21 protein-coding genes are annotated in these 23,444 nt (G+C 59.7%); 19 read left to right on the plus strand and 2 right to left on the minus strand.

Translation table 11 applies throughout. The annotated features are described in order from the left end of the window. Positions 1-63 precede the first annotated feature (63 nt). The 7 genes from RYH74_RS08105 to RYH74_RS08135 all read left to right on the plus strand — a co-directional run bounded on the left by RYH74_RS08105 (position 64) and on the right by RYH74_RS08135 (position 7,827). The gene (locus RYH74_RS08105) at positions 64-966 is read left to right on the plus strand and encodes a LysR family transcriptional regulator (RefSeq protein ID WP_280044328.1); all 903 of its coding nucleotides are present in this window, start codon (positions 64-66) and stop codon (positions 964-966) included. Between the two features lie 498 nt (positions 967-1,464). Continuing rightward, positions 1,465-2,376, plus strand: a complete 912-nt coding sequence (locus RYH74_RS08110; protein ID WP_280044329.1) for a LysR family transcriptional regulator — start codon at positions 1,465-1,467, stop codon at positions 2,374-2,376. A gap of 98 nt (positions 2,377-2,474) precedes the next feature. After that, complete coding sequence (locus RYH74_RS08115; protein WP_317409220.1) at positions 2,475-3,395, plus strand: hydroxymethylglutaryl-CoA lyase; 921 nt, start codon at positions 2,475-2,477, stop codon at positions 3,393-3,395. After that, positions 3,395-4,597, plus strand: coding sequence for a CaiB/BaiF CoA-transferase family protein (locus RYH74_RS08120; RefSeq protein WP_317409221.1), 1,203 nt, complete (start codon positions 3,395-3,397; stop codon positions 4,595-4,597). Before RYH74_RS08115 ends, RYH74_RS08120 begins: the two co-directional genes overlap by 1 nt. Further along, entirely contained in the window at positions 4,598-5,122 is a 525-nt protein-coding gene (locus RYH74_RS08125) for a gamma carbonic anhydrase family protein (protein ID WP_280044332.1), read from the plus strand. It abuts the gene before it with no gap. Positions 5,123-5,188: 66 nt separating this feature from the next. After that, the gene (locus RYH74_RS08130) at positions 5,189-6,505 is read left to right on the plus strand and encodes an MFS transporter (protein ID WP_317409222.1); all 1,317 of its coding nucleotides are present in this window, start codon (positions 5,189-5,191) and stop codon (positions 6,503-6,505) included. A 38-nt stretch (positions 6,506-6,543) separates the two neighbouring features. Further along, positions 6,544-7,827 carry an OprD family porin gene (locus RYH74_RS08135; protein ID WP_317409253.1) on the plus strand — a complete coding sequence of 428 codons (1,284 nt, stop codon included), beginning with the start codon at positions 6,544-6,546 and terminating at the stop codon, positions 7,825-7,827. A gap of 239 nt (positions 7,828-8,066) precedes the next feature. On the opposite strand, the gene RYH74_RS08140 is transcribed toward RYH74_RS08135, so the two are convergent. After that, the gene (locus RYH74_RS08140) at positions 8,067-9,704 is read right to left on the minus strand and encodes an IclR family transcriptional regulator C-terminal domain-containing protein (protein WP_317409223.1); all 1,638 of its coding nucleotides are present in this window, start codon (positions 9,702-9,704) and stop codon (positions 8,067-8,069) included. A gap of 98 nt (positions 9,705-9,802) precedes the next feature. Between RYH74_RS08140 and RYH74_RS08145 the strand changes: the two genes are divergently transcribed. From RYH74_RS08145 to RYH74_RS08190, 10 genes are all read left to right on the plus strand, one after another. Next, positions 9,803-10,612: a demethylmenaquinone methyltransferase gene (locus RYH74_RS08145; protein WP_023663170.1), complete on the plus strand. Its 810-nt coding sequence runs from the start codon at positions 9,803-9,805 to the stop codon at positions 10,610-10,612. Between the two features lie 3 nt (positions 10,613-10,615). Next, entirely contained in the window at positions 10,616-11,062 is a 447-nt protein-coding gene (locus tag RYH74_RS08150) for a nuclear transport factor 2 family protein (RefSeq protein WP_023663169.1), read from the plus strand. A gap of 86 nt (positions 11,063-11,148) precedes the next feature. Next, positions 11,149-12,555: an aldehyde dehydrogenase (NADP(+)) gene (locus tag RYH74_RS08155; protein WP_317409224.1), complete on the plus strand. Its 1,407-nt coding sequence runs from the start codon at positions 11,149-11,151 to the stop codon at positions 12,553-12,555. A gap of 13 nt (positions 12,556-12,568) precedes the next feature. Then, entirely contained in the window at positions 12,569-12,862 is a 294-nt protein-coding gene (locus RYH74_RS08160; protein ID WP_023663167.1) for a Dabb family protein, read from the plus strand. A gap of 87 nt (positions 12,863-12,949) precedes the next feature. Beyond that, on the plus strand, positions 12,950-14,239 hold the full coding sequence (locus tag RYH74_RS08165; protein ID WP_023663166.1) for an MFS transporter: 1,290 nt from the start codon (positions 12,950-12,952) through the stop codon (positions 14,237-14,239). A gap of 67 nt (positions 14,240-14,306) precedes the next feature. Further along, positions 14,307-15,116 (plus strand): NAD-dependent epimerase/dehydratase family protein, encoded by an 810-nt coding sequence (locus RYH74_RS08170; RefSeq protein WP_023663165.1) that lies wholly within the window; start codon positions 14,307-14,309, stop codon positions 15,114-15,116. Continuing rightward, positions 15,113-16,201, plus strand: a complete 1,089-nt coding sequence (locus RYH74_RS08175; protein WP_317409225.1) for a mandelate racemase/muconate lactonizing enzyme family protein — start codon at positions 15,113-15,115, stop codon at positions 16,199-16,201. The genes RYH74_RS08170 and RYH74_RS08175 overlap by 4 nt, the downstream gene beginning before the upstream one ends. A gap of 92 nt (positions 16,202-16,293) precedes the next feature. Further along, the gene (locus RYH74_RS08180) at positions 16,294-17,163 is read left to right on the plus strand and encodes an aldose 1-epimerase (RefSeq protein WP_317409226.1); all 870 of its coding nucleotides are present in this window, start codon (positions 16,294-16,296) and stop codon (positions 17,161-17,163) included. A 52-nt stretch (positions 17,164-17,215) separates the two neighbouring features. After that, positions 17,216-18,496 (plus strand): OprD family porin, encoded by a 1,281-nt coding sequence (locus RYH74_RS08185; RefSeq protein ID WP_317409227.1) that lies wholly within the window; start codon positions 17,216-17,218, stop codon positions 18,494-18,496. A gap of 66 nt (positions 18,497-18,562) precedes the next feature. Beyond that, a complete protein-coding gene (locus tag RYH74_RS08190; protein WP_023663161.1) occupies positions 18,563-19,486 on the plus strand; it encodes an alpha/beta hydrolase in 924 nt (307 codons plus the stop codon). Positions 19,487-19,498: 12 nt separating this feature from the next. On the opposite strand, the gene RYH74_RS08195 is transcribed toward RYH74_RS08190, so the two are convergent. Continuing rightward, positions 19,499-20,536 (minus strand): LacI family DNA-binding transcriptional regulator, encoded by a 1,038-nt coding sequence (locus RYH74_RS08195; RefSeq protein WP_031325750.1) that lies wholly within the window; start codon positions 20,534-20,536, stop codon positions 19,499-19,501. Between the two features lie 281 nt (positions 20,537-20,817). Between RYH74_RS08195 and RYH74_RS08200 the strand changes: the two genes are divergently transcribed. Together RYH74_RS08200 and RYH74_RS08205 are read left to right on the plus strand one after the other, a co-directional pair. Then, positions 20,818-22,203 carry an MFS transporter gene (locus tag RYH74_RS08200; protein ID WP_317409228.1) on the plus strand — a complete coding sequence of 462 codons (1,386 nt, stop codon included), beginning with the start codon at positions 20,818-20,820 and terminating at the stop codon, positions 22,201-22,203. A gap of 16 nt (positions 22,204-22,219) precedes the next feature. Next, on the plus strand, positions 22,220-23,407 hold the full coding sequence (locus RYH74_RS08205) for an L-talarate/galactarate dehydratase (protein WP_397461222.1): 1,188 nt from the start codon (positions 22,220-22,222) through the stop codon (positions 23,405-23,407). The last annotated feature ends 37 nt before the right edge of the window (positions 23,408-23,444 follow it).

Below are 23,444 nucleotides of genomic sequence, written 5' to 3' on the forward strand. Positions count from 1 at the left end.
ACGCCTGAACTGATCAAGTCTATTTTCTACTTTTGATAAACCTATAACTGAAATTCATGAATTATGGACTTTCGTGACCTTGCGTATTTCGAGACCATTGCCGAAACGGGGCATCTCGGACGAGCTGCTGAGAAGCTCAACCGTTCACAGCCGGCGTTGAGTAAAAGCATTCAACGCTTGGAGGAGTCACTGGGCGCCCGGCTTTTTCAGCGAGACGGCAGAAGGATCAAGCTGACCGATGTGGGTGAGCTATTGCTTGCTAGGGGCAAGCAGCTGCGAATCAACATTGCAGAAACCGAACGAGAAGTCCGGGATTATGCCAATGGCCTGGTAGGCAACATCCGACTGGGGTGTGCGGCTAGCATGGCCGAGTATTTGCTGCCACAGTTGGCGGAAGAGCTGTTGGATAGGGCGCCGAAACTGACCCTCAAGCTATCCATTGGCCAAGATGATGTCTTGAGGGAGTCCCTCAGGGCTGGACGTCTGGATGCAATCATCTGTCCCCTTGTCACTAACGATCCGGAATTCAAGATCTACCCAGTGCTCCAGGATGAAGCGGTGGTCGTCGCCAGCGCTGACCATCCAATTTTTTCGACGCCGTTTGATCAGCAGGAGCTGTGTCGTTACCAGTGGGTGCTGCCGGGGCCAACCGTTACGGCTAGACGCTGGATAGACAACGCTTTCATATCACGGCAGCTTCCACCGCCAAGTGTCCAAATCGAAACTAATTCGATTTCGCTGTTGCCCCGATTGATCGCTCGTACCCGACTCCTGAGTTTTCTTGCTCGGGAGACTCTCGAGTTTGGTCAAGGAATGTCCCGACTCAGGGAGGTTCCACTGAGCGAAACAACCATGAGCCGTACAGTTGCGATATCGGTTAGGGCAGAAGGATATCTACCCCCTGCCGCTGCCGCATTGATTGAACTGCTGCAAGAGAAAGGCAGCAGCTTTCTGCAGGATGCGTAAACGTGATTGGTTGAGCGCACGCAAATCCGTGCGGTCGCAGGCGCAGTTGCGTCAATGGTTGAACCCTCGCAGTGGTTGGCGAACCGAATATGAATTCAATTACTAGACTCGACCTTGTGATCGTTCCTACACATAGGCCACTAACGGGCTGTCCATCGCTACCCTGAGGACTGTTCCATGGATGACATAACCTGGCGTTCCTGGCCTTCAGCTTTGACCATCCGGAATCGGGAGAGCAGGTACAAGCGCTTACGGAGGCTTGTGCAATAGCGGCAGGTGAATCCCTGCCGGCGCTGCGAGATACCATGATTTCGCAGATTAGGCAGAGGCTAAGCAACGTAGTATTTCTCTGAAGGCGCTGGTACTAGAGCTCACCGGCCAATCGAGCCAAGCCGCACCCCCGCCGGCAGAGGCAAGCTAAGGCAATGAAGGAATGTAACTACCCTGGTTCGGCTGCTGCGGCAGCTATGCTCGTCATCTTAAGTACTGGGAAACTTAATGCAGCACCTCGATCACTTATCGTTGCACCTGTTCGTAATCATTTGCGAGGAGGGCACTATCGCCCGAGCCAGCGAGCGTGCATACATGGCGCCATCCGCTGTCAGCAAGAGAATCTCGGACATTGAGGCGCGCTTCGGCATCAGTCTGCTCAAACGCAGTAAGCGTGGCGTCGAACCTACCCCGGCGGGTGTCGCACTTTTGCGCCATGCACGAGGACTGACCCGCGCCATCGAATCTCTGCAAAGCGAACTGAGTGAATACGCGGATGGCGCACGCGGGCATGTGCGGGTGCTGGCCAACGTGTCGTCGATCATGGAGTTCCTGCCTGAAGAGTTGTCGGCGTTCATGCTCGACAACCCGCTGATCCAGGCCGATATCGAAGAACGCTTCAGCCCGGATGTGGTGCGCGGGGTGGCTGAAGGCAGCGCCGACCTGGGCATCTGCCGCAAGTCGATGGCCGTCGGCGATCTGGAGTTCGTGCCCTACCGCCAAGATCATCTGGCCGTGGTGGTCGGCGCCGAGCACCCGTTGGCCGGGCGGGGCAGCATCGCGTTCGAAGAGACGCTGGACTACGAGCACCTGGGTTTGTCGGCCTTCGCCACGCTCAACACCTTCATGCGCAACAGTGCCGAGGCGGCGGGCAAAGAGCTGCGCTTTCGCTCGTACGTGTCGTCGTTCGATGCGGCCTATCGTCTGGTGCAGTTCGGCCTGGGCCTGGCGGTGTTCCCGCAGGAGGCGGTGGCGCGCTATGCGCAGCTGTTCGACCTGCGGGTGATCCCGCTGACCGATGACTGGGCGTTGGGCGAGTTCGTCATCTGCATGCGCGACCGCCATGCCTTGAGCCTGTCTGCGCGTCGCCTGCTCGACCATTTGCTGCTGCGCGCGCCGGCCTGGCAAACACGGGGTTGATCCATCGCGGCTGACGATGGATCAGCCCGTGAAACACGTCTTTTCTGCCTGCCGTCCTGCTCTTAGTCTGGCCCCACGCTTCAGACAGAGAGACCCCGATGACAACAATAACCATCAATGAAGTCGGTATGCGCGATGGCCTGCAAAGCCTGCACACGGTGATGCCGACCGCCGCCAAGCTGCGCTGGATCGACAACGCCTATGCCGCCGGCGTGCGCCATATGGAAGTCGCCTCGTTCGTGCCGGCCCGGTTGCTACCGCAGATGGCCGACGCCAGGCAGGTGGTGGCCCACGCCCTGACTTACCCCGACCTGCTGGTGACGGTGCTGGCGCCCAATCTGCGCGGTGCCCAGGATGCGCTGGAGTCCGGCGCCCAGCGCATCGTTGCGCCGGTGTCGGTCAGCACCGCCCACAGCCTGGCCAATGTGCGCCGCACGCCGCAGGAAATGGTCGAGGAACTGGGGCGCATGTGCCAGCTGCGCAGCGAACTGGGGCGTCACGATGTGCAGATGATCGCCGGCATGTCAGTGGCCTTTGGCTGCACCCGCCAGGGTGATGTGCCATTGGCCGACCTGTGCGAGCTGACCCGCCAGGTGATCGAGGCGGGCTGTGACCTGGTCTCGCTGGGCGACACCACCGGCTACGCCAACCCCGGCCAGGTGGCGACGGTGATCCAGGCCGTGCGCGGCATTGCCGGCGAGCGCCTGCGCGCCGCGCACTTTCACGACACCCGTGGCCTGGCCTTGGCCAACAGCCTGGTGGCGGTGCAGCAGGGCATCCGTGAGCTGGATGCTTCGCTTGCCGGCCTTGGCGGTTGCCCGTTCGCACCGGGAGCATCGGGCAACACGGCGACCGAAGACCTGGTGTTCATGCTGCACAGTATGGGCCTGGACACTGGTATCGACCTGCCGGCGCTGATCGCCACACGCCAGCTGCTGCGTGAGGCCTTGCCGGATGAACCGCTCTACGGCGCCATCGCCCGCGCTGGATTGCCGCTCAATTACCCAGGAATCGCCTGATGTCCAGACTCCCTTTGGACGGCATCCGTGTCGTCGAGATTTCGCACATGGTCATGGGCCCCACCTGCGGGATGATCCTCGGTGACCTAGGGGCTGAAGTGATCAAGATCGAACCCACCCGCGGGGACGGTACTCGCCGTTTGCTCGGGGCAGGGGCGGGGTTCTTCCGCACCTTCAACCGCAACAAGCAATGCATCGCTGTCGACCTCGACGCGCCCCAGGGCCGTGAGGCGGTGCTGACGCTGATCGACAGCGCCGACGTATTCATCGAGAACTTCAAGCCGGGGCGCATGCTCAAGCTGGGCTTCGACTACGCCACGCTGCGCCAGCGTAATCCACGGTTGATCTATGCCTCGCACAAGGGCTTCCTCAGTGGCCCGTACGACAACCGCCTGGCCTTGGACGAAGTGGTGCAGATGATGGCCGGCCTGGCCTACATGACCGGGCCGGTGGGCCGCCCCTTGCGCGCTGGCAGTTCGGTGAACGACATCATGGGCGGCATGTTCGGTGCCATTGGTGTACTGGCCGCGCTCAACGAGCGCAACACCACGGGTGTCGGCCGCGAGGTGCAGAGCGCACTCTACGAAAACTGCGTGTTGCTCGCGGCCCAGCACATGCAGCAGTACGTTGTGACCGGCCAGGCAGCGGCGCCGATGCCCAACCGCATCAGTGCCTGGGCGATATACGACGTGTTCACCTTCGCGGGCGGCGAGCAGATGTTCGTCGCTGCCACGGGTGAAGGCCAGTGGCAGGCACTGTGCCAATTGCTGAGCCAGACCGCTTTGCTCGACGACCCGACCTTGGCAACCAACAATGACCGGGTATTGCAGCGGCCGCGGCTGCTGGCGCATCTGGCCGAGGTGTTCGCCAATCTCGATGCCCAGCAATTGGCTACGGAACTGGCGGCGAACAGTATTCCGTTCGCGCCGATCCGCCGCCCTGAAGAACTGTTCGACGACCCGCACCTGATCCAGAGCGGTGGCCTGGCTGACCAGCTGCTGGAAGATGGCAGCAGCACGCCGATGCCCTTGCTGCCGCTGTCGCTGGACGGCCAGCGCCTGCAGCCGCGCCGGCCGATTCCGCGGATTGGCGAACACACGCACAAGGTCATGCGGGAGCTGGGCTACAGCGATGAACGCATCGCCGAGCTGTGTGCGGCGGGTGTGCTGAAAACCGACGACCCGGCCCAGGGAGTGCGCTGAATGGCCATCTATCGATACGACACACTGACCCCGACCCTTCACCCGGAAACCTTCATCGCCGAGGACGCCACGGTAATCGGCGATGTCACCCTGGAGCAGGGCGTGAGCGTGTGGCCGCAGGCAGTGTTGCGCGGTGACAACGAGCCGATCCGCATCGGCCAGCACAGCAATGTTCAGGAAGGGGCGGTGCTGCATGCCGACCCGGGGTTTGCCCTGACCGTGGGGCGCAACGTCACCATCGGCCACCAAGTCATGCTGCACGGTTGCAGCATCGGCGATGGCGCTTTGGTCGGGATCCAGGCGGTGGTGCTCAATGGCGCGGTGATCGGCCGCAACTGCCTGGTCGGCGCCGGCGCCATCGTCACCGAAGGCAAGGTGTTCCCTGACAATTCGCTGATCCTCGGCGCGCCGGCCAAGGTGGTGCGTGAACTGAGCCCTGAAGCTATCGCCGGCATGCACGCCAATGCTGCCGAGTACGTGCGCAAGGGCCAGGCGTTCAAGGACAAGCTCGTGCGCATTGGCTGACACGTCGTACGCGGCGCCCCAATGGGCGTCGTCGCTCTCCAATAATTACAAGAATGGAGATTCACTATGGTTGCCTTGACCGGCGAAGTGGCGCGCGGACGCGCCGACAGCCACATTGATGAACTGCTGCTGTACCGCCGCGTGGCCTGGCGCATCATGCCGCTGGCCATAATCTGCTTTTTGTTTTCCTACTTCGACCGCATCAACATCAGTTTCGCCAAGACCCAGATGCAGGCTGAGCTGGGCCTGAGCGACGCCGCCTACGGCCTGGCCGCGAGCATGTTCTTCATCGGCTACGTGCTGTTTGAAGTGCCGAGCAGCCTGGGCCTCAAACGCTACGGGGCGCCAGCCTGGATCTGTCGGATCATGGTGTCTTGGGGCCTGGCCACGGCGGCGCTGGTATTCGCCTACACCCAGTACACGCTGTATTTCCTACGCTTCCTGATCGGTGTGATGGAGGCCGGTTTCGGCCCGGCGATCCTGTTCTACTTGGCCTGCTGGTTCCCTAAGAAACACTTGGCCAAAATGAACGGTCTGTGGTTCCTTGCCGTGCCCTTGGCTGGGGCGGTGGGCGGGCCGGCTGCGGGCTTCCTGCTGGGAACCATGGATGGTGTCTTGGGTCTGGCGGGCTGGCACTGGCTGTTTCTGATGTCGGGTTTGCCATGCGTGGTTCTGGGGCTGCTGGTGCTAAGGAAGCTTGACCGTGACATCGAGTCGGCCAGATGGCTTAGCCGACAGGAGAAAGACCTGCTGGCGGAGAACTTGGCTCAGGACAGGCGCGTGCAGAAACCAATGCTGGGGTCGATCTGGCAGGTGCTGCTGACCCGCGAAGTGGCGATCATGGCGTTCATTTACTACGTGGTTAAAACTGCTTCCTACGGCCTGAACTTCTGGATGCCACATCTGATCAAGTCGTCCGGCGTGCAGGACATGTTGTGGGTCGGCGTGCTGTCGGCATTGCCGTATGCAGTGGCCTGCATTGGCATGGTGTGGTTGACCCGCCGATCCGACCGTACGGGTGAGCGCAAGCGCTACTTGGTGTACTGCCTTCTGGCCGCCGCTTGCGGTTATTTGTTGGCTTGCCTGTACTCCGACTCGTCGGTGGCCATTATGGCTGCGCTGGTGCTGGCCACCGCAGGCACATTCATCGCCATCCCGATCTTCTGGACAATTCCCCAATCGACTTTCTCAGGGCTAGCCATCGCAACGGGCACTGCGGCGATCAACTCGGTCGGCCAACTGAGCGGCATCGTCGCGCCGGTGATGGTTGGTAAAATCAATGATCTTACCGGCAGCAGCTACATGGGCATGCTGTCGATTGCACCGCTGATCCTGATCGCTTGCCTGGTGGTGATGCGCTACGTCAGAAATCCCAAGGCTTGAACAACAGCGCTTTCCAACAAGAAAAACAAGGCGTAACCATGAATGTATCCTCCTCTTGGCGGGCATCGCTGATGCTCGCGGCGCTTGGCTGCGCGTGCCAAGCGGCCCAGGCAGGCTTTGTCGACGACGGCAAGGGCAGCCTGGAGCTGCGCAACCTCTACTTCGACCGCGATTTCCATGGTGATACTGCCAGCCAGTCGCGACGCGCCGAGTGGGCCCAGGGCTTCATGCTCAAGTGGCAGTCTGGTTATTCCGATGGAGTTGTCGGCTTTGGCCTGGATGCAGCCGGTATGCTGGGCATCAAGCTGGACTCTTCGCCCGACCGGAGCGGCACCGGCCTTTTGCCGCGAGGCAGCGACACGCGTGCAGCGGACAACTACGGGAAGGCAATTGCCACGTTCAAGGCGAAGCGGTCGCAGACTGAACTGCTGGTCGGTGGGCTAAGCCCGCAACTGCCGCTGCTAGCATCGAACTACAGTCGCCTATTCCCCCAGTGGTTTAACGGGGCGCAATTGGTCAGCAAGGATCTGGATGATTTCACCTTCACCGTGCTGCAGGTGAATGCGACCAAGCTGCGCGACTCCACCGATTTCGAAGACCTAACGGCAATGGCGCAGCAGGGCGCCTACCAAGCGACGGTGAGCAGTGACCGTTTGTATTACGCCGGGGCGGATTACCAGCCGCTGAAGAACCTCACCGTGAGCCTGCACAGCAGCGAACTCAAAGACCTGTTCCGCCGTGATTTTGCTGGTTTCAAGTATCGCGTCGCTGCGGGGCCAGGTGAGCTATTCACCGAGTGGCGCTGGTTCAATGCTAGGGAGCAGGGCAAGGCGTTGCTGGGGGAGGTGGACAACCGCACCTTGAGCACCAACTTCGGCTACAGCTGGCACGGCCATACCTTCAGCGGCGGCTACCAGAAGGTTATTGGCGATACCGCCTACGCCTACGTAGGCGGTACCGATACCTACCTGTTCAGCGAACAGCAGGTTAGCACCTTCGCCCTGGCCAAAGAGCGCGCCTGGATGTTGCGCTATGACTACAACTTTGCTGCCTTGGGCATTCCGGGTCTTACCTTTAACGTGCGATACGTGAAGGGTGACCAGGTTGATCCGCAGCGCATTGCCACAGCCAAGGGCAGGGCGCTCAAGGCGCGCGGTGGGGAGGGCGAGGAATGGGAGCGCACCACAGATATCACATATGTGGTGCAGTCAGGAGCCTTGAGAAATTTATCCCTACGTTGGCGCAATGCAAGCATGCGCTCAAACTTTGCCGACGCAGCGGATGAAAATCGGTTGATCCTTGGTTACCTGATCGAATTCTGATGATATTGCCGTGTACCATGGACGATGCGTGTTTGCTGACAAAAGCAGCGCAGGAGGGCCTGGAGCTGGTGTATCGGAAGGGCTTCCGCTGTAGCAAGGCGGAAGTGTTGCTGCTCGACCTCAGCCAGCGGAACGAAATTACCTTAGACCTATTCGGTGGAGAGCTTTGACCGACAGAATCGAGCTACTCCAGAGCGTTGATACCACTTATAACAAAATCGCACACACGCGCCGCTCGCTCAGAGCTGCATTTGCAGCAGACAACCAGCATCTGGAGCACTCGCAAGGGCTTCCAACTGCAGCGAGTGCCGGGCACTGGTGATGTAGAGCGTTTTTCCATCTACACCACCTATGCACAGATCGGTAGGGGTGGGTACTGGTAACCCAACCATGCGATCCAGGTTCCCATCAGCATCGAAATGAGCAAGGCTCCAACCGTCTAACTGAGTTGTCCAAACCCCGCCGGCACTATCTATCGTCAACCCTCCAAGCCGACCCCCGCCTCGGGGAAGGGAGGCTAATCTGCGCACATGGCTACTCCCAGTGTTCAACATCAGAATATTGCCCGACGCTGATGCCAAGGCGTACACAGATCGGCCTGACGCGTCCCAACTGAACGCACTTACCAGCTCAGGAACGGCCCAACCATGCCGTAATTCACCCTCAGCGCTGAGTTCGCCAATCAGGCACCCGTTTGCCGCCTTGGCGCAGGCCCACAGTGCACCGGAAGGATGGCTGGCTAACGCGAGTAGACGGCTACCCATTAGGTCTTGACGTGGATGCTCCTGGCCTTTCCAGTCAACCAACGACCAGCCACCAGTTTGTGCCACCAATAATCCATCCGGGTGTAGCTCCATGCCACGTATTGGAAGGTCGAGCCTGGCCACCTGGCGGCTGACGTGCCCGTCCCAACAGTGAATCGCCGGTGCTAGGGTATCGGCCCAGTACAAACGTTTCTGTTCGGCATGCCAACGCGGAAAGGCACCATGAAAAGCCCAAGGCCCTGGCACCACCCCAAGTTCGGTGGCAGCTTGTGGTACGTGATCGGGGCGTAACTGCTCGCCTACCCGACGCGCTGCTTCAGCCAGCTCCGGGCCAAGCAGATTCAACCGCTCCAACGTCAAACGGTAGGCGGGGCCAGCTACGCTGAGCGCACCTCGTACATGTCCTTGCTTATCGATGATTGGAGCGGCAACACATCGCACCCCTAAGCGAATTTCTTCATCATCCAGCGCATAGCCTCGTGCTTGAGTGATCTGTAACTCGGCCAACAATCGACGGCGGTCGGTGATGGTCAATGGCGTTAGGGGCGTCAGCACCAAACCTTTGAGGATCTCGTCGCGCGCTGTAGGAGAAAGCGCTGAGAGGATCGCCTTGCCTTGCCCGGTACAATAAACGGGCTTGGCCTGACCGAGGCTGGCTGCTGAACGCTGCGTATGGGCTCCGTCGCACCGCTCCAGGGAGAGGACTTGGTTGCCATCGAGCACAGCCAAGTAAGACGTTTCGCCGGTCAAATCCCGCAGGGCCCGAAGTTCTTCACTGGCCGCAGATACCAGATCAGGCTCCAAGTAAGCGTTACGCACCATTTCCAGGTAGTTGAATCCCAGCCGGTAGACCTTACGTGTCGGATCGCGGCGGATCATGCCGCGATCAACGAGCGTGGCGATGATGCGGTACAGAGTCGTACGGGGAAGGGGAACCTGTTCGGCCAGCTGAGCCTGGCTGATGCCGCTCGCGCTCGCGCCGATGGCCTGCAACACATCCAAAGCCTTCTCTAAGGCGGCTGTCCCTTCACCTGTTTTCACAAATTTCCCACCATTTGGAACTGCAAGTTGTAGGAGCGCATTCTGGCCCTTTTTCGAGCAGATTTCTCCCATAAGATCGCTAGCAGCAGGGCCTCTAATCGATATGTTTCCCACATCATGGGACTTGCCCTGGTCACTAATTGGATGAACCGCGAGGAGAACCTAGAACAATGTCCGTCATCCACAATTATGCCGATGCTCATGAAAGCGTTTCGGGGAAGCAGATCGAAGTCAGCGACGAAGTGCTGGCCAAGCTGGCTACGTGCAGCAGCGGCTCGCTGACCACCCAGTTATTCAAGCGCGGTTTCCGCCAACCGGCGCTTGTCGGTCTGCGCAACATGACCCGTGACATCAAGCCGTTCGCGGGACGTGCATTCACCATGCGTTTCATCCCGGCGCGTGAAGACATCGACACCTATTCGACCATGACCACCAAGCCCAACGATGACAACCTGCAATGGGTTGGCGTTGAACAGATCAAGCCGGGCGACGTGCTTGTGATCGACAGCCGCAATGACCCGGCAGCCGCTTCGGCTGGCAATATCCTCGTTACGCGTTTGCTCGCCCGTGGCGCCAAAGCCATTGTCACAGACGGTGCCCTGCGTGACGGCAGCGAGATTGCCGCCATGAGCCTGCCGGCCTATGCCCGCGAAATCACGGCAACCACGCGCATTTCCTACCACCACGTGGCCGACCTGCAAGTGCCAATCGGCTGCGCCGGGGTAGCCGTCTACCCCGGTGACATCATCGTAGGCGACGCCGATGGTCTGACTGTTGTGCCTGCTCACCTAGCCGAAGAACTGGCCGAAGTCTGCAGCGTCCAGGACGACATCGAAAACTACCTGGCCATGCGCATTGCCTCGGGCGAAGCCCTGTGGGGTGTGTATCCACCGAGCCCGGCGTCGGTATCCGATTACCACGCCTGGGTTGCTGCCGGTCGCCCGCCAATCCCATCGATCATCGACAAGAAGGAGAGCTGATTAATGGCTGAGCACAAGCATGCGCAACTGATCCGCCGCTACTTCGACGCCTGCAACGAAGGCAACTACGAAAAGCTGGTGTCGTGCTTTACCCCCGACGCGGTGCACTACTTCCCCGCAGGTCTACCCGAGGTGCCATGGCGCACGGCCGACACCATTGCTCGTAAATGGGTTTGGTGTGTGGAAAACCTGGGCTCGCAGTGGACGATCGAGAAGATCTTGGTAAGCCACGACAGTAACGAAGCAGTTATCGAGTGGACGCACTGGAAAAGCAAGCTCGGCACGGCACTGCGCGGGGACGAGTGGTATGTCTTCGATGAGCAGAGCGGGCTGATCAAGGAAATCCGCGCCTACTACGCATCGCCTGCCGACAAAGAAGTGCCCATCAACGAACTGGTTGATTTCGACTACGTGGGCCGGGGGTATCACTTGGAGCCCAGGGCGCGCTAACGCCTTAGGTCGTTTACCTGGCGAGATCGCCTCTACTGAGGCGAGCTTGCTCGGGATCGCCACCTCGTAATAATCAAGGAATTCCGATGAGCACCCCGCATAATCACGATTTCGCTGCCGTTGATGCAGTCGTTGCCAAATCAGCTTCCACTGCCGACTTCTGGGCCGAGTCCAGCGCCGACCAGCGCGCAACCTTGCTGCGCGGCCTGGCCACGGCCCTCGAACGGAACCAAGTTGAACTGGTCGCCATCGCCGACCGCGAAAGCGGCTTGGGCGATGGGCGTTTGAACGGCGAAGTGGCACGCACCGCCTTCCAGCTGCGCGGTTTTGCTAGTGAAGTGGAGGCTGGCGTGCCGTATCGCCAGGTCGATGATCAGGCCATCACGGGCGCGCCGCCTGCAGGTCGCCCACGCTTGACCCGCATCCAGCGTTCACTGGGCCCGGTGGCCATGTTCTCGGCCAGCAACTTCCCATTCGCCTTTTCGGTACTGGGCGGTGACACCGCCTCTGCGTTAGCTGCAGGTTGCCCGGTTGTTATCAAACCACACTCCGGCCACCCTGAACTCTCTCGCGCGGTTTTCGATCTGGCTGCAGGCGTCGTGCAAGCCCAAGGCCTGCCAGAAGGGCTGCTGACCTTGGCTGAGGCTCCTAATCGCACCGCTGGCACCTATCTTGTGCAGCATCCGTCCATTGCCGCTGTGGCGTTCACTGGTTCATATCAAGGTGGCAAGGCTTTGTGGCAGGCAGCCAATGCTCGTTCCCGTCCGATTCCATTTTTCGGCGAGCTGGGCTCGATCAATCCCCTGGTTGCTTTGCCCGCAGCGTTGGAGAAGGACAGCGAGAATCTGGCCAAAACCTTGGCTGCGTCGATCACTCTGGGTTGTGGCCAGTTCTGCACTAGCCCTGGCGTAATCGTGCTGCTCGAGTCACCGCACAGCCAGCTGTTTGTCGCTCAACTGGCGGAGGCCATCGCGCCAATAGCCACCCACCGTATGCTCACACCGGGGATGCAGCAGGGCTTCGAAGCCGCCGCTGCCACGGTAGCCGCCAACGCTACACCTCTGTTCATCCCTCAGGCCGATGGCGCAGGCCCGGCGCCGCGGCTGTACGCGACAGATGCCGCCTCGTTCATCGCCAACGCTCATCTGCGTGAAGAGATGTTCGGCCCAGCAGCCTTGATCGTCACCGCCAAATCGGTTGCCCAAGTTGTCGAAGTCCTCGACGCCGTAGCCGGCACCCTGACCACCACGCTGTGGGGGCTGGACACTGACAGCGATGATAACCGCCAGCTGCTGCGCGCGGCCCAGCGGGTCTCGGGACGGGTGCTATTCAGTGGCGTTCCAACCGGCGTTGCCGTATGTCACGCCCAGCAGCATGGCGGGCCATGGCCGGCTTCAACCGCACCGCAGACCACCTCGGTGGGCTACGCCGCCATCGAGCGCTTCCTTCGCCCCGTGGCTTTGCAAGACGCCCCGAACTGGGTGCTGGATTGAGGAGAACAGTACGATGATGCGACATATCGTGATGTTTCGCCGTCTGCCCGGCGTCGAATTCCAACCAGAGCGGGAAGCAGGGTTGGTGGCGCAGATGCGCGACCTCAGGGAAGAAATCGACTTCATTCGCGACTGGCGAGTTGCTGCGAACGAGCTGGATCGGCCCATTTGCTGGGATTACATCCTGGAATCCAGTTTCGACGACGCAGATGCGGTTGCGCGTTACCTGCCACATCCAGCGCACCAAGCGCTGGTTGCCGACCTCAAGCAGTACTTTGAGTGGGTGGCGGTCGATTACAGCGTTTGATTGACCCCGGAGGTGCTTGACCCTCTGGCAGGGTCAGGCGCTATAACAAAAAAGATCCGGCATCACGTGTGCCGGACGGAGTCGCACATGAACAAGAAAAAAAATTATCGCTGGACGATCCTGACCATGTTGTTCTTGGCCATGATCATCAATTACGTCGATCGGGCTGCCCTGTCGATCGCCATGCCTTTCATCACGCAGGAATACCACCTCACGCCTGCTGAAAAGGGCATGATCTTCAGCAGTTTCTTCTTCGGTTATGCCCTGTTCTGTTTCGTCGGTGGCTACTTGGCTGACCGTTTCGGCCCCAAGCGCGTGCTGACCTGGTCGATGAGCTTCTGGTCAGTGCTCTGTGGCTCTACAGCGCTGGCCTTTAACTTCTGGTCGCTGTTGATCGTGCGTGCACTGTTTGGCGTAGGCGAAGGGCCGGTGTCGACCACCGCCAATAAGACCGTGAACAGCTGGTTCCCAATCAAGGAGCGTGCCCGCGCTATCGGTATTAACCAGGCCGGCGGCCCTCTGGGTGGTGCATTGGCAGGCCCAATAGTGGGCTTCCTTGCCTTGTGGCTCGGTTGGCGCGTTGCATTTGTCGTTATCGCCGTGATCGGCGTGCTTTGGGCCATCGCCTGGTGGCGCATGTCGGCCTCCACACCGAAGGAACACCCTCTCGTGTCCGAAGAAGAGCTGGCGCTGATCAACGAAGGGCGCGAGGTGCCGGTTACTGCTGCGCAAGACGCGCCTCGCACGCCGGTCTTGCAGATCATCCTGCAGCGCTCCGTACTGGTCACCGGTGTTTCGTTGTTCTGCTACAACTACATCCTTTACTTCTTCATGACTTGGTTCCCGAGCTACCTAATTGATGCCAAGGGCATCGACTTGAAATCCATGAGTATCGTCACCGCGTTGCCATGGTTGGTGGGCACGGTGGGCTTTGTTTGCGGCGGTCTGCTGATCGACTGGGTGTTCAAACGCACCGGCAAGCAATTGTTCTCGCGCAAAGTGGTATTGGTGACCTGCCTGCTCGTCGCAGCGGTCTGCATCGGTCTGACTGGTCAGGTGCAGAGCGTGACCAACACGGTGGTTGTGATGACCGTGGCCATTGGCTTCCTGATGCTGACAGCTCCGGCGTACTGGTCACTGATTCAGGACGCCGTGCCAGATCACCAGGTAGGCACTGCAGGTGGCTTTATGCACGGCCTGGCCAACCTCAGCGGCATCGTCGCGCCAACGGTCACTGGCTTCATCATTCAGTCCACCGGCACGTACGCCAGCGGCTTCGGCTTGGCGGCGGGGCTCGGCATCCTGGGGGCTCTCATCGTTGCTTTGTTTGTCGGCAAGAAGCCGGTTAACCACGCTCCCGTGGCAGCCACCGCCTGACTTGCCCTGGCCTGGCGGCTAATCACCGTCAGGCAGTCGCACCACACCTGATCGCTGAGAATTTGCTATGCCTACGCTTCTTGTCACCGGCGCCGCCGGTATCGTTGGAACCGCACTGCGTCCTTATCTGCGCGAGCGCTTCAACTTACGTCTGTTGGATCGCCGACCTGTCACTGACTTGGTGAACGGAGAAACGGCGCTCGTTGGCGACCTGACCGACCCAACCTTTGTCAGCCAGGCAGCCGAAGGAGTTGATGCAGTACTTCACCTAGCCTGCGCTCACGGAACAGATATTCATTTCCAGAGCACGGTAGAGCCCAACTACCACGCCACTTTGTACCTCTTGGAAGCTGCTCAGCGCGCGGGTGCCAAGCGCTTCGTATTTGCCAGTAGCCACCACGTACTAGGGCAGTATCACAGTCAGGCGGCTACCCACTTCGATGACAGCCCTGTGGCGCCTGATAGCTATTACGCCCTGAGCAAGGTGTTTGGTGAGGCCGCGTGCGCCACGTTCTCGCAGCGCAGCGAGCTGGCCACCTTTGTTGTACGCATCGGCAATGCCGATCCTAAGGTTGCCGATGCCCGCCGCCTGCGTTTGTGGACGAGCGCCCGCGACCTTGCACAACTGGTGCTGATCGGCTTGGAGCACCCAGACGTGCGTCACGAGATCGTATACGGGGTGTCGGAGTGCCCGAATGCTTTCTTTCACAACCGTCGTGCCCGAGCGCTGGGCTATCGCCCTCAGGACAACGCTTCGGATCATTTGGCTGACAACTTCCTTCCCTATGAAGCCATGGCACCGGTCGGCTCTGGCCGCGACCACGTCGGCGGCGCATACGCCGGAGTTCCATTGGCAAGCGTCCTGGAGCAAGCATGAAAATCGTCCGTATCGATACTCAAGTTGTCGAAATCCCGTTCCAGGACGGCGGCCAAGGCAAGGGTATTACACCGACTACCTGGCACACGCTGGAAAACGTGCTGATCCGTCTGGAAGACGAACACGGAAACGTCGGCTGGGGCGAAGCATTCGGTTACTTTGTCGCCGATGCTACCAAGGCCCTGATTGACCGCTTGATTGCGCCATTGCTTCTCGATCGGCAAGTTGAAGATATTGCTGCATTCAACCGCGAGCTGCAGCTGCGCTTGCACCTGTTTGGCCGCTACGGGGTGACGATGTTTGCTATCTCGGGCGTTGACATCGCACTTTGGGATCTAGCTGCCCGTCGCCAGAACGTGCCGTTGCATGCGCTGCTAGGCCAAGCCAAGCGAGAGGAAGTACCAGCCTACGCTAGTCTGGTGCGCTATGCCGACGATGTCGTTGCTCCGGCAATCTGCGAGAAAGCGTTAGCGATGGGCTTCAGTGATATCAAGCTTCATGAAGTGAGCTTGCCAGAAATTGCCGCCTGCCGCCGCGCGGTTGGCTTCGATGTGCCCTTGGCGACCGATGTGAACTGCTCTTGGACTGTAGAGCAGACGCGCGAGTGGATCCCTGCGCTGGCAGACCTGCAGCTGGCTTGGCTGGAAGAGCCCATCTTCCCCCCAGAGGACTTCGCCACTCTCGCCAGCTTGCGAGGGCAGGGCGTGGCGCTGTCTGCAGGCGAGAACTGGTGCACGGCGTTGCAGTTCGAACAGGCGCTGTTGGCGGGTGCGGTGGACTCGATCCAGCCGAGCGTGACCAAGGTTGGCGGCATTTCTGAGTGCTTGCGCATTGCCGCACTGGCCGATCAGCACGATGCTGTCGTGCTTCCACATTGTCCGTATTTCGGCCCCGGTCTAATCGCGACCTTGCACCTGGCCGCGGTGCAGTCACGTGTACCACAAGTGGAGTATCTGTTTGTCGAGCCGGCGGGCTATTTGTATCCGTTGGATCAGCTGCGTCGGGGGAATCTGTTGCATATCCCGCAGGGCCCTGGGCTAGGCCTGGATATCGACCTCGCCGTGGCTGAGCGCTTCCACCGCTAACCCATACGCAGTTCCCGTTCTGCTTCCCTCCGCCGCGCTCCGCCGTGGCGGCTGGGCTAAGTCGCGTCTGAAATAGGGCCATAGGAGGTTTCATGCAACCGTTGCTGCTCACCAACGTCACCTGGTCAATTGGCTTGCTGCCCGCTTGGGGAGGACGAATTGCTCATCTGCAGGCCGACGGACTTGACGTACTGTTGCCGATCAACGCCGAAACGTTCGACCCGCTCGATTGGCCGAGGGCCGGCGCTTACCCGCTGATCCCTTACTCCAACCGCATCCGCAATGCCCATTTGCACTTTGCAGGGTGCGACTACTCTTTGCCAGCTCATCCAGCTGCACGGCCGCACACCTTGCACGGTGTGACTCACACGGTGCCATGGCAAGTGGTGGAGCAGGGCGATCAGCAGTTAACGATTGCCTGCAACTACCAAGGCGAGCACTGGCCTTGGGCGTTCCGTGCAGAGCAACGCTACCTGCTTGATGGGCACCGTCTGCGTATCGAGCTGGTGTTGATCAACCTAGGCAATTCGACAATGCCCGCTGGCCTAGGGCTTCACCCGTATTTTCAGCGTCACTCAGGATTGAAGGTGCGCTATCAGGCGGGCCGTGAATGGCAGATCGATGACCATTATCTGGCGACCGGCGTCTCCCGCGAAGTGTCACAAGCGCAGCTGATTGATGCCGATGACACCCAGGCAATGGCGCATTACCAATCAGGCTGGGATGGCCTACTGCAGCTCGACTATCTCAGCGGCACTCTGTTGCTGAAGGCGAGCGAGCCGTTGAGCCACTTCGTAGCTTTCGCTCCCGCCGGCAGCCCGTCTCTCTGCCTTGAGCCGGTGTCACACCTCGCTGATGCATTCAACCAACCGTCGAATAGCTGGGCAGACAACGGCACCCTGGAACTGGCACCTGAGGGACGCCTGCAGGCCACGCTCGAATTTACCTGGCAAGGACGCTGAGTTTCGACTCGATTGCTGTACCCGATACAACCAATAACTGAGAACAACAATAATGAAAGACTCCTCGACTGGAGCGGGCTTCGCTCGCGCTGCAAAACCCTTGTCGCTGCTGTTGGGCCTGGGGCCGTTGTGTGCTCAAGCGGCCCTGCTGGACGATAGCAAAGCCAATCTAACGTTTCGCAATTTTTACTATAACCATGACTTGCGCGACTCAACCAAGCCTGCGCAGTCCAAGTTGGAGGAGTGGGCTCAAGGTTTCATCTTCAAGGGTGAGTCCGGTTATACCGACACCACGGTCGGCGTGGGGCTGGATGTTTACGCAGGGCTTGGCTTGAAGCTCGATTCGTCGCCATCGCGTAGCGGTACTGCACTGCTCCCGGGCGCTTACGACCGTGCCGGGGGGCCGCGGAATGCCGACCCGCGCTCGGTGGACGAATACTCTGAAGCTACGGCTGCGATTAAGCTCAAGTATTCGAAAAGCGAGCTGAAAGTGGGCGGTCTTTTTCCGAAGATTCCTCTGGTGAGCTCTGGCGATGCGCGCTTGCTGCCCCAATTCTTCGAAGGCGCCATGCTGGATATCCGCGAATTCGCCGATTTGGATCTCGGTGTGGGTCAAATGCGCAAGGTGAATCAACGCGAGTTCGCCGGCGCTCGCGATATCCAGGTCGGCAACTATTACAGCGTTTTCAGTGATCGCTTCGACTACTTGGGTGGAACCTGGCGCGCTACTCCGCAGACCTCGCTGGGACTGTGGACGGGCCGCCTGCAGGATGTCTATCAACAGACACTGTACACAGGCACCCAAAGCCTGCAGGCAGGTGATTGGAAACTGTCCGGCACCCTTAATTATCTCGACACCGGCGAGTCCGGGAGCGAAGAGGCCGGCAAGCTAGATAGCCGCATGACCTCGGCGATGCTCAGTGCCAACCTTCGAGCGCATACCTTCCGCTTGGGTTACCAGTACAACGCTGGCGACAGTGCATTGCCGTTCATTCATGACACCGATCTGCCAGGGGTGGCCAATGCCGTTCAGGTACTGCGTTTCGATCGCGCCCAGGAGCGCTCCTGGCAGGCTCGTTACGATGTGGATTTCGCGGCGTTTGGCGTGCCGGGTTTAACGGCGTTCGCCCGCTATGTGCGCGGAGACAACTTCAAGGTGGGCGGAGAGGATGGGAGTGAATGGGAGCGCAACCTCGATGTCACTTATGTAATCCAGAGCGGCCCGCTGAAAAACCTAGCGCTGCGCTGGAGAAACGTCGAGTTACGCGGCGATGCAACCGGGCGACGGGATGAGAACCGCGTAATCGTTGCCTATACCCTACCGTTGTTCTGAGACCACGCCGGGATGCAATGCACCCCGGCAACTTATCACCACGAATTGATGACGAGGAACCCAACGATGCCTCCCCAATTAAATCCAGCCATGCAGGCCTACATCGACAGCGGCCAACGTTTTGCCCCCAAGGCGAACACACTGGCTGCTCGCCGTGCGGCATTTTTGCAGGCTTGCCGACATTGCACTCCACCGGTACCTAAGGGCTGGCGCATTGACGATATAGATGTTGAAGGCCTTCGCTTGCGTTGCTATCAACCTACTGGTGAGGTACCGGAAGGTGGCTGGCCAACCCTGTTATACCTGCACGGTGGTGGCTGGGACTTGGGCAACCTCGATACTCACGACTGGTTCGCATACGCCCTGGCTCAGCGGGCACAACTAGCCATTGTGGCCGTGGAGTATCGACTTGCACCCGAACATCCTTTTCCCGCACCACTACATGACTGCATCAAAGCTTGGACGGCACTGCGTAACGGCGAGGTAGATGCCAACCTAAGCCAGAGTGCGTTGATAGTTGCCGGCGACAGCGCGGGGGGCACCTTGGCAGCCGGGCTGTGTAGAGCGCTGCTTGAGGCTGGCCAGCCGCAACCGTTGGGCCAATTGCTAGTTTATCCGGTACTTACTGCACGCCAGGATCTCGCGTCGATGCGGGAACATGCCCAGGCTCCGATGATGACCGTGGCGGGCTTGATGCAATCACTGCAAGGCTTTCTTCCCGATGAATCCGAACGAAGCGACCCACAGGCGATGCCACTGGAGGCCGATGATTTTGGGGGGCTGGCACCGGCGCTGGTGATCGTCGCGCGGGTAGACCCACTGTGCGACCACGGAATCGCCTATGCCGCTTCACTGAGGGCGAGCGGCGTGCCCGCCGAAGTGTGGGTGGGAGAGGGCATGGTGCATTCGAGCCTACGCGCGTTTGGGGTGGCCGAGGTTGAGCAGGCTTGGGATCGTATGGCTGCGCAATTACAGCGCTGGATCGACTGACGATCACAGCGTTCAGGTGCTCTCGCGCACCACAAGATTGAAGCCTACATCTTCTGCACATTCGCCGCGCGCCAGGCTGCCGTCTATACGTTGGAGCAGCAATTCCGCTGTACGCAAACCGATCCGCCCGCCGTCTATGTTTACTGTGCTAAGACGCGGGTGAGTGTGGGCAGCAAATTCCAGGTCACCAAACCCCATCACCGCAATATCGGTGGGAATGCTCAGTCCTTGAGCCTGTGCCTCGGCCATGACCCCTTGGGCCAACAGGTCGATGCTGCAGATCACAGCATCCATCTTCACATTCGCGGCCAATAGTCGAGCCATGGCCTGACGGCCATTACCCATGTTCACCGGCGCGGACTCCAGTTCCGACGCAACAATCTCGACTGCTGCGTGCTGCAAGGCGGCGATACAGGCCTGGCGACGCCGGCTGGCACGGTCGTCATCGCTCCAGATCAGGCCGACTCGGCGGTAGCCACGGCTAATGATGTGATCGGCCATGGCTGTGCCAACCGCCTCATGCGAAAAACCCACCACGGTATCAATCGGCTGATCGCTTAGCTCCCAGGTTTCGACCACTGGGACACCCCGAATCACAAGCTTCTCCCGCGCGGCCTCGCTTCGCAGTCGGCGTGTGAGCACGATGCCATCGGGACGCCGGGCAAGAATGGCATCAATCAGCTCGGACTCGTGGCTTTCACTGAGGTCAGACTGGCTTAGCAGCAGTTGGTAGCGCGCGGTTGCCAAGCGCTTGCCCAGCTCGGTAACGGTATCGACAAAAGCGCGGTTCGACAGGTTGGGTACGACCACTATGACCAGACGGCTGCGCTGCGAGACGAGGGCGCCGGCGAGCATGTTGGGCACGTAACCGGTCTTGCGGATAGCACTGCGTACCTTCTTCTGAGTTTTCTCCGACACTAGCTCCGGTCGGTTGATGACTCGCGAAACAGTGATGGGGGATACCTTGGCCATTTTGGCCACATCATCGAGGGTGGCAGGCGCGACGACGAGGGGCTTCGGGTCGGCTTCGGTAGTGGGCGTTTCCAGCATCGGGGGCCTCTGAACTGGCGCGTTAAGCGTGATGGCAAGTGTACCGGATTGGCCCTTTTTTTCGCACTTCTTCCCCATTCCCAATCTATGGGAATAAGCACCTTTAGACGATTTGCAAAGCTTATACGATCAGGCCTAGGATGAATGACAGCGCTGTCATTTGCTAGCGCTGTCATTGGTCTTAAGCGGCCCGAAGAGGGGCTGCGAAATGCCAGAATTCGAAGCAGGTGCCAGTAAGAGACTCTGCACGACATCAATATAAAAACAATGAGGCAACCGCGATGCACAACCACGATACCTACGCCGCCGGGCCTGCCCCTGGCGCCGTGGCCGCGTCCTCGACAGCCACCCGTTACCGCTATTTGATACTGGCCCTGATTACCATGGTCTTGGCCCTAAGCAGTGGTGATCGCGCGGCTCTGTCGGTAGCAGGGTCGGACATGAGCAAAGAGCTGGGCATTAGTTCGGTGGAAATGGGCTACCTGTTCTCCATCTTCAGCTGGGCCTACGTTATCTTCCTGATCCCGTCGGGTTGGCTGGCCGACCGCTTCGGCTCGAAGAAAACCATGGCCCTTGCAATCTGCGTCTGGTCAGCTTTCACCTTGTGCATGGGCCTGGTTCATTTTGTCGGAATGATAGTGCCGCTGCTGCTGGGCCTGCGTTTTCTGCTCGGCGTAGCCGAGGCTCCGGTGGGGCCTGCATCCACCCGTGTGATCGCGTCCTGGTTCCCGTCGGCGGAGCGGGGCATGGCCGGTGCCATTTTCAACAGTGCGCAATACATCTCGCTGGCCTTCTTTACGCCGTTCATGGGCTGGCTCTGCTTCGCCTTCGGCTGGGAATACGTGTTCATTGTCATGGGAATTGTCGGCTTCGGCATTGCTGCGATCTGGTGGAAGAACTATTACCTGCCAGTCAATCATCCGAAGATGAACAGCGACGAGCTCGACTATCTGCGCAAGGGCGAGGCCTTGGTCGACCTTGAAGCCCAGGCCGCACTGCCCAAGGAAGATCGGCGCAGCTCGCTGGCCGAAGTAGGCTTGCTGTTCAAGAGCCGCATGCTGCTGGGCATGTTCATCAGCCAGTACTGTGTCAGTGCGGTCACCTGGTTCTACGTAACATGGTTCCCGATCTACCTCGTGAAGGAGCGAGGCTTCGACATCCTGCAGGCTGGCCTCGTGGCATCGATCCCAGCCTTGTGCGGTTTGATTGGCGCCGTCTCTTCGGGCTTCTTCTCCGATTACCTGTTACGCCGTACCAAGTCTCTGAGCATCGCCCGTAAGACGCCGATAATCACCGGCGTGCTGCTGAGCTCGACCATGATGCTCTGCAACTACGTGGATGCCCAATGGCTGGTTATCGCCGTGATGAGCCTAGCCTTCTTCGGTAAAGGCTTCGGCAATCTCGGATTCAGCGTGGTGGCCGACACCGCCCCGCGGGAAATGATCGGGATGACTGGCGGCGTGTTCAACGCCCTGGGCAACACCGCCGGCATCGTCACCCCCGTGGTTATTGGTTACCTGCTGCACTCCAGCGGCTCGTTCAATAGCGCACTGATCTACGTCGGCGCCCACGGTTTGCTCGCTGCTTTCTCCTACCTGGTCATTGTTGGTCGCATTCAGCGTCTGCAGCTGTCTGACCTAACTGGCAAACGTTCCGACGCTCAGTGATAACGAGGGCTTACTCATGATCAAAAGCAACGTTTACATCGACCCCAAGATTGCCGCAATGCAACCTGGCCCAGCCACCACCGACAGCATCGAATGGATCAAGCTGTCTTACACCGTACTGCCGTTGGGGGCGCCGATCAGCGATGCCAAGGTACTGACCGGGCGGCAGAAGCCGCTGACGGAAATCGCCTTCATTTTTGCCGAGATCCGCACCCGTGAGGGCCATGAAGGCATCGGTTTCGGCTACTCCAAGCGTGCCGGCGGCCCAGGCATGTACGCCCACGCCCAGGAAATTGCGCCAACGCTGTTAGGTGAAGATCCGAACGACATTGCCAAACTATATAACAAACTCATGTGGGCCGGCGCTTCGATGGGTCGCAGCGGCCTCACTACTCAAGCCATTGCCCCGTTCGACATCGCTCTGTGGGATTTGAAGGCCAAGCGCGCCGATCTTCCGTTGGCCAAGCTGCTGGGAGCACACCGCGATTCGGTACAGTGCTACAACACCTCCGGCGGCTATCTGTCGACGCCGCTGGAAAAGGTGCTGGAGAATGTGCAGACCTCCCGTGCCAATGGCATCGGCGGCATCAAGATCAAGGTTGGCCAGCCCGACACCAGCATCGACTTCAAGCGTGTGCAAGCGGTTCGCGAGCAACTGGGCGAAGGTTTCCCACTGATGGTCGACGCCAACCAGCAGTGGGATCGTGTCACCGCTCAGCGTTTCTGCCGCAAGCTTGAGCAGTTCGATCTGACTTGGATCGAAGAGCCGCTAGACAGCGCTGATGTCGAGGGCCATGCCGCCCTCGCTGCTTCGCTGGATACCGCCATCGCCACCGGCGAGATGCTGACCAGCTTCAGCGAGCACGCTCAATTGATCACGGCCAATGCCTGCGACTTCATTCAGCCTGATGCACCTCGGGTTGGCGGCATCACGCCGTTCCTGCAGATCATGAATCTGGCCAGCTTCAAGGGCTTGAAACTAGCGCCACACTTCGCCATGGAGATTCACCTCCACCTTGCAGCGGCTTACCAGCAAGAGCCTTGGCTGGAGCATTTCGAGTGGCTCGAACCGATGTTCAACGAGCGCCTGGAACTACGTGAGGGTCGTATGTGGGTACCAAATCGTCCGGGCTTGGGCTTCTCCCTCAGCGAGCAGGCACTGGCGTGGACTGAACACAGCTGCGAATTCGGTAAGCGTCCCTGAGTAATCGTGGCGGCGGTGCTTATGCAACCACTGCCAT

Source organism: Pseudomonas sp. LSJ-87, from assembly GCF_032971465.1.
GTDB lineage: Bacteria > Pseudomonadota > Gammaproteobacteria > Pseudomonadales > Pseudomonadaceae > Aquipseudomonas > Aquipseudomonas putida_Z.

Excerpts from the sequence above, each read along its gene's own strand:
- RYH74_RS08105 (WP_280044328.1), top strand. The coding sequence starts at position 64 with ATGGACTTTCGTGACCTTGCGTATTTCGAGACCATTGCCGAAACGGGG.
- RYH74_RS08110 (WP_280044329.1), top strand. The coding sequence starts at position 1,465 with ATGCAGCACCTCGATCACTTATCGTTGCACCTGTTCGTAATCATTTGC.
- RYH74_RS08115 (WP_317409220.1), top strand. The coding sequence starts at position 2,475 with ATGACAACAATAACCATCAATGAAGTCGGTATGCGCGATGGCCTGCAA.
- RYH74_RS08120 (WP_317409221.1), top strand. The coding sequence starts at position 3,395 with ATGTCCAGACTCCCTTTGGACGGCATCCGTGTCGTCGAGATTTCGCAC.
- RYH74_RS08125 (WP_280044332.1), top strand. The coding sequence starts at position 4,598 with ATGGCCATCTATCGATACGACACACTGACCCCGACCCTTCACCCGGAA.
- RYH74_RS08130 (WP_317409222.1), top strand. The coding sequence starts at position 5,189 with ATGGTTGCCTTGACCGGCGAAGTGGCGCGCGGACGCGCCGACAGCCAC.
- RYH74_RS08135 (WP_317409253.1), top strand. The coding sequence starts at position 6,544 with ATGAATGTATCCTCCTCTTGGCGGGCATCGCTGATGCTCGCGGCGCTT.
- RYH74_RS08140 (WP_317409223.1), bottom strand. The coding sequence starts at position 9,704 with ATGGGAGAAATCTGCTCGAAAAAGGGCCAGAATGCGCTCCTACAACTT.
- RYH74_RS08145 (WP_023663170.1), top strand. The coding sequence starts at position 9,803 with ATGTCCGTCATCCACAATTATGCCGATGCTCATGAAAGCGTTTCGGGG.
- RYH74_RS08150 (WP_023663169.1), top strand. The coding sequence starts at position 10,616 with ATGGCTGAGCACAAGCATGCGCAACTGATCCGCCGCTACTTCGACGCC.
- RYH74_RS08155 (WP_317409224.1), top strand. The coding sequence starts at position 11,149 with ATGAGCACCCCGCATAATCACGATTTCGCTGCCGTTGATGCAGTCGTT.
- RYH74_RS08160 (WP_023663167.1), top strand. The coding sequence starts at position 12,569 with ATGATGCGACATATCGTGATGTTTCGCCGTCTGCCCGGCGTCGAATTC.
- RYH74_RS08165 (WP_023663166.1), top strand. The coding sequence starts at position 12,950 with ATGAACAAGAAAAAAAATTATCGCTGGACGATCCTGACCATGTTGTTC.
- RYH74_RS08170 (WP_023663165.1), top strand. The coding sequence starts at position 14,307 with ATGCCTACGCTTCTTGTCACCGGCGCCGCCGGTATCGTTGGAACCGCA.
- RYH74_RS08175 (WP_317409225.1), top strand. The coding sequence starts at position 15,113 with ATGAAAATCGTCCGTATCGATACTCAAGTTGTCGAAATCCCGTTCCAG.
- RYH74_RS08180 (WP_317409226.1), top strand. The coding sequence starts at position 16,294 with ATGCAACCGTTGCTGCTCACCAACGTCACCTGGTCAATTGGCTTGCTG.
- RYH74_RS08185 (WP_317409227.1), top strand. The coding sequence starts at position 17,216 with ATGAAAGACTCCTCGACTGGAGCGGGCTTCGCTCGCGCTGCAAAACCC.
- RYH74_RS08190 (WP_023663161.1), top strand. The coding sequence starts at position 18,563 with ATGCCTCCCCAATTAAATCCAGCCATGCAGGCCTACATCGACAGCGGC.
- RYH74_RS08195 (WP_031325750.1), bottom strand. The coding sequence starts at position 20,536 with ATGCTGGAAACGCCCACTACCGAAGCCGACCCGAAGCCCCTCGTCGTC.
- RYH74_RS08200 (WP_317409228.1), top strand. The coding sequence starts at position 20,818 with ATGCACAACCACGATACCTACGCCGCCGGGCCTGCCCCTGGCGCCGTG.
- RYH74_RS08205 (WP_397461222.1), top strand. The coding sequence starts at position 22,220 with ATGATCAAAAGCAACGTTTACATCGACCCCAAGATTGCCGCAATGCAA.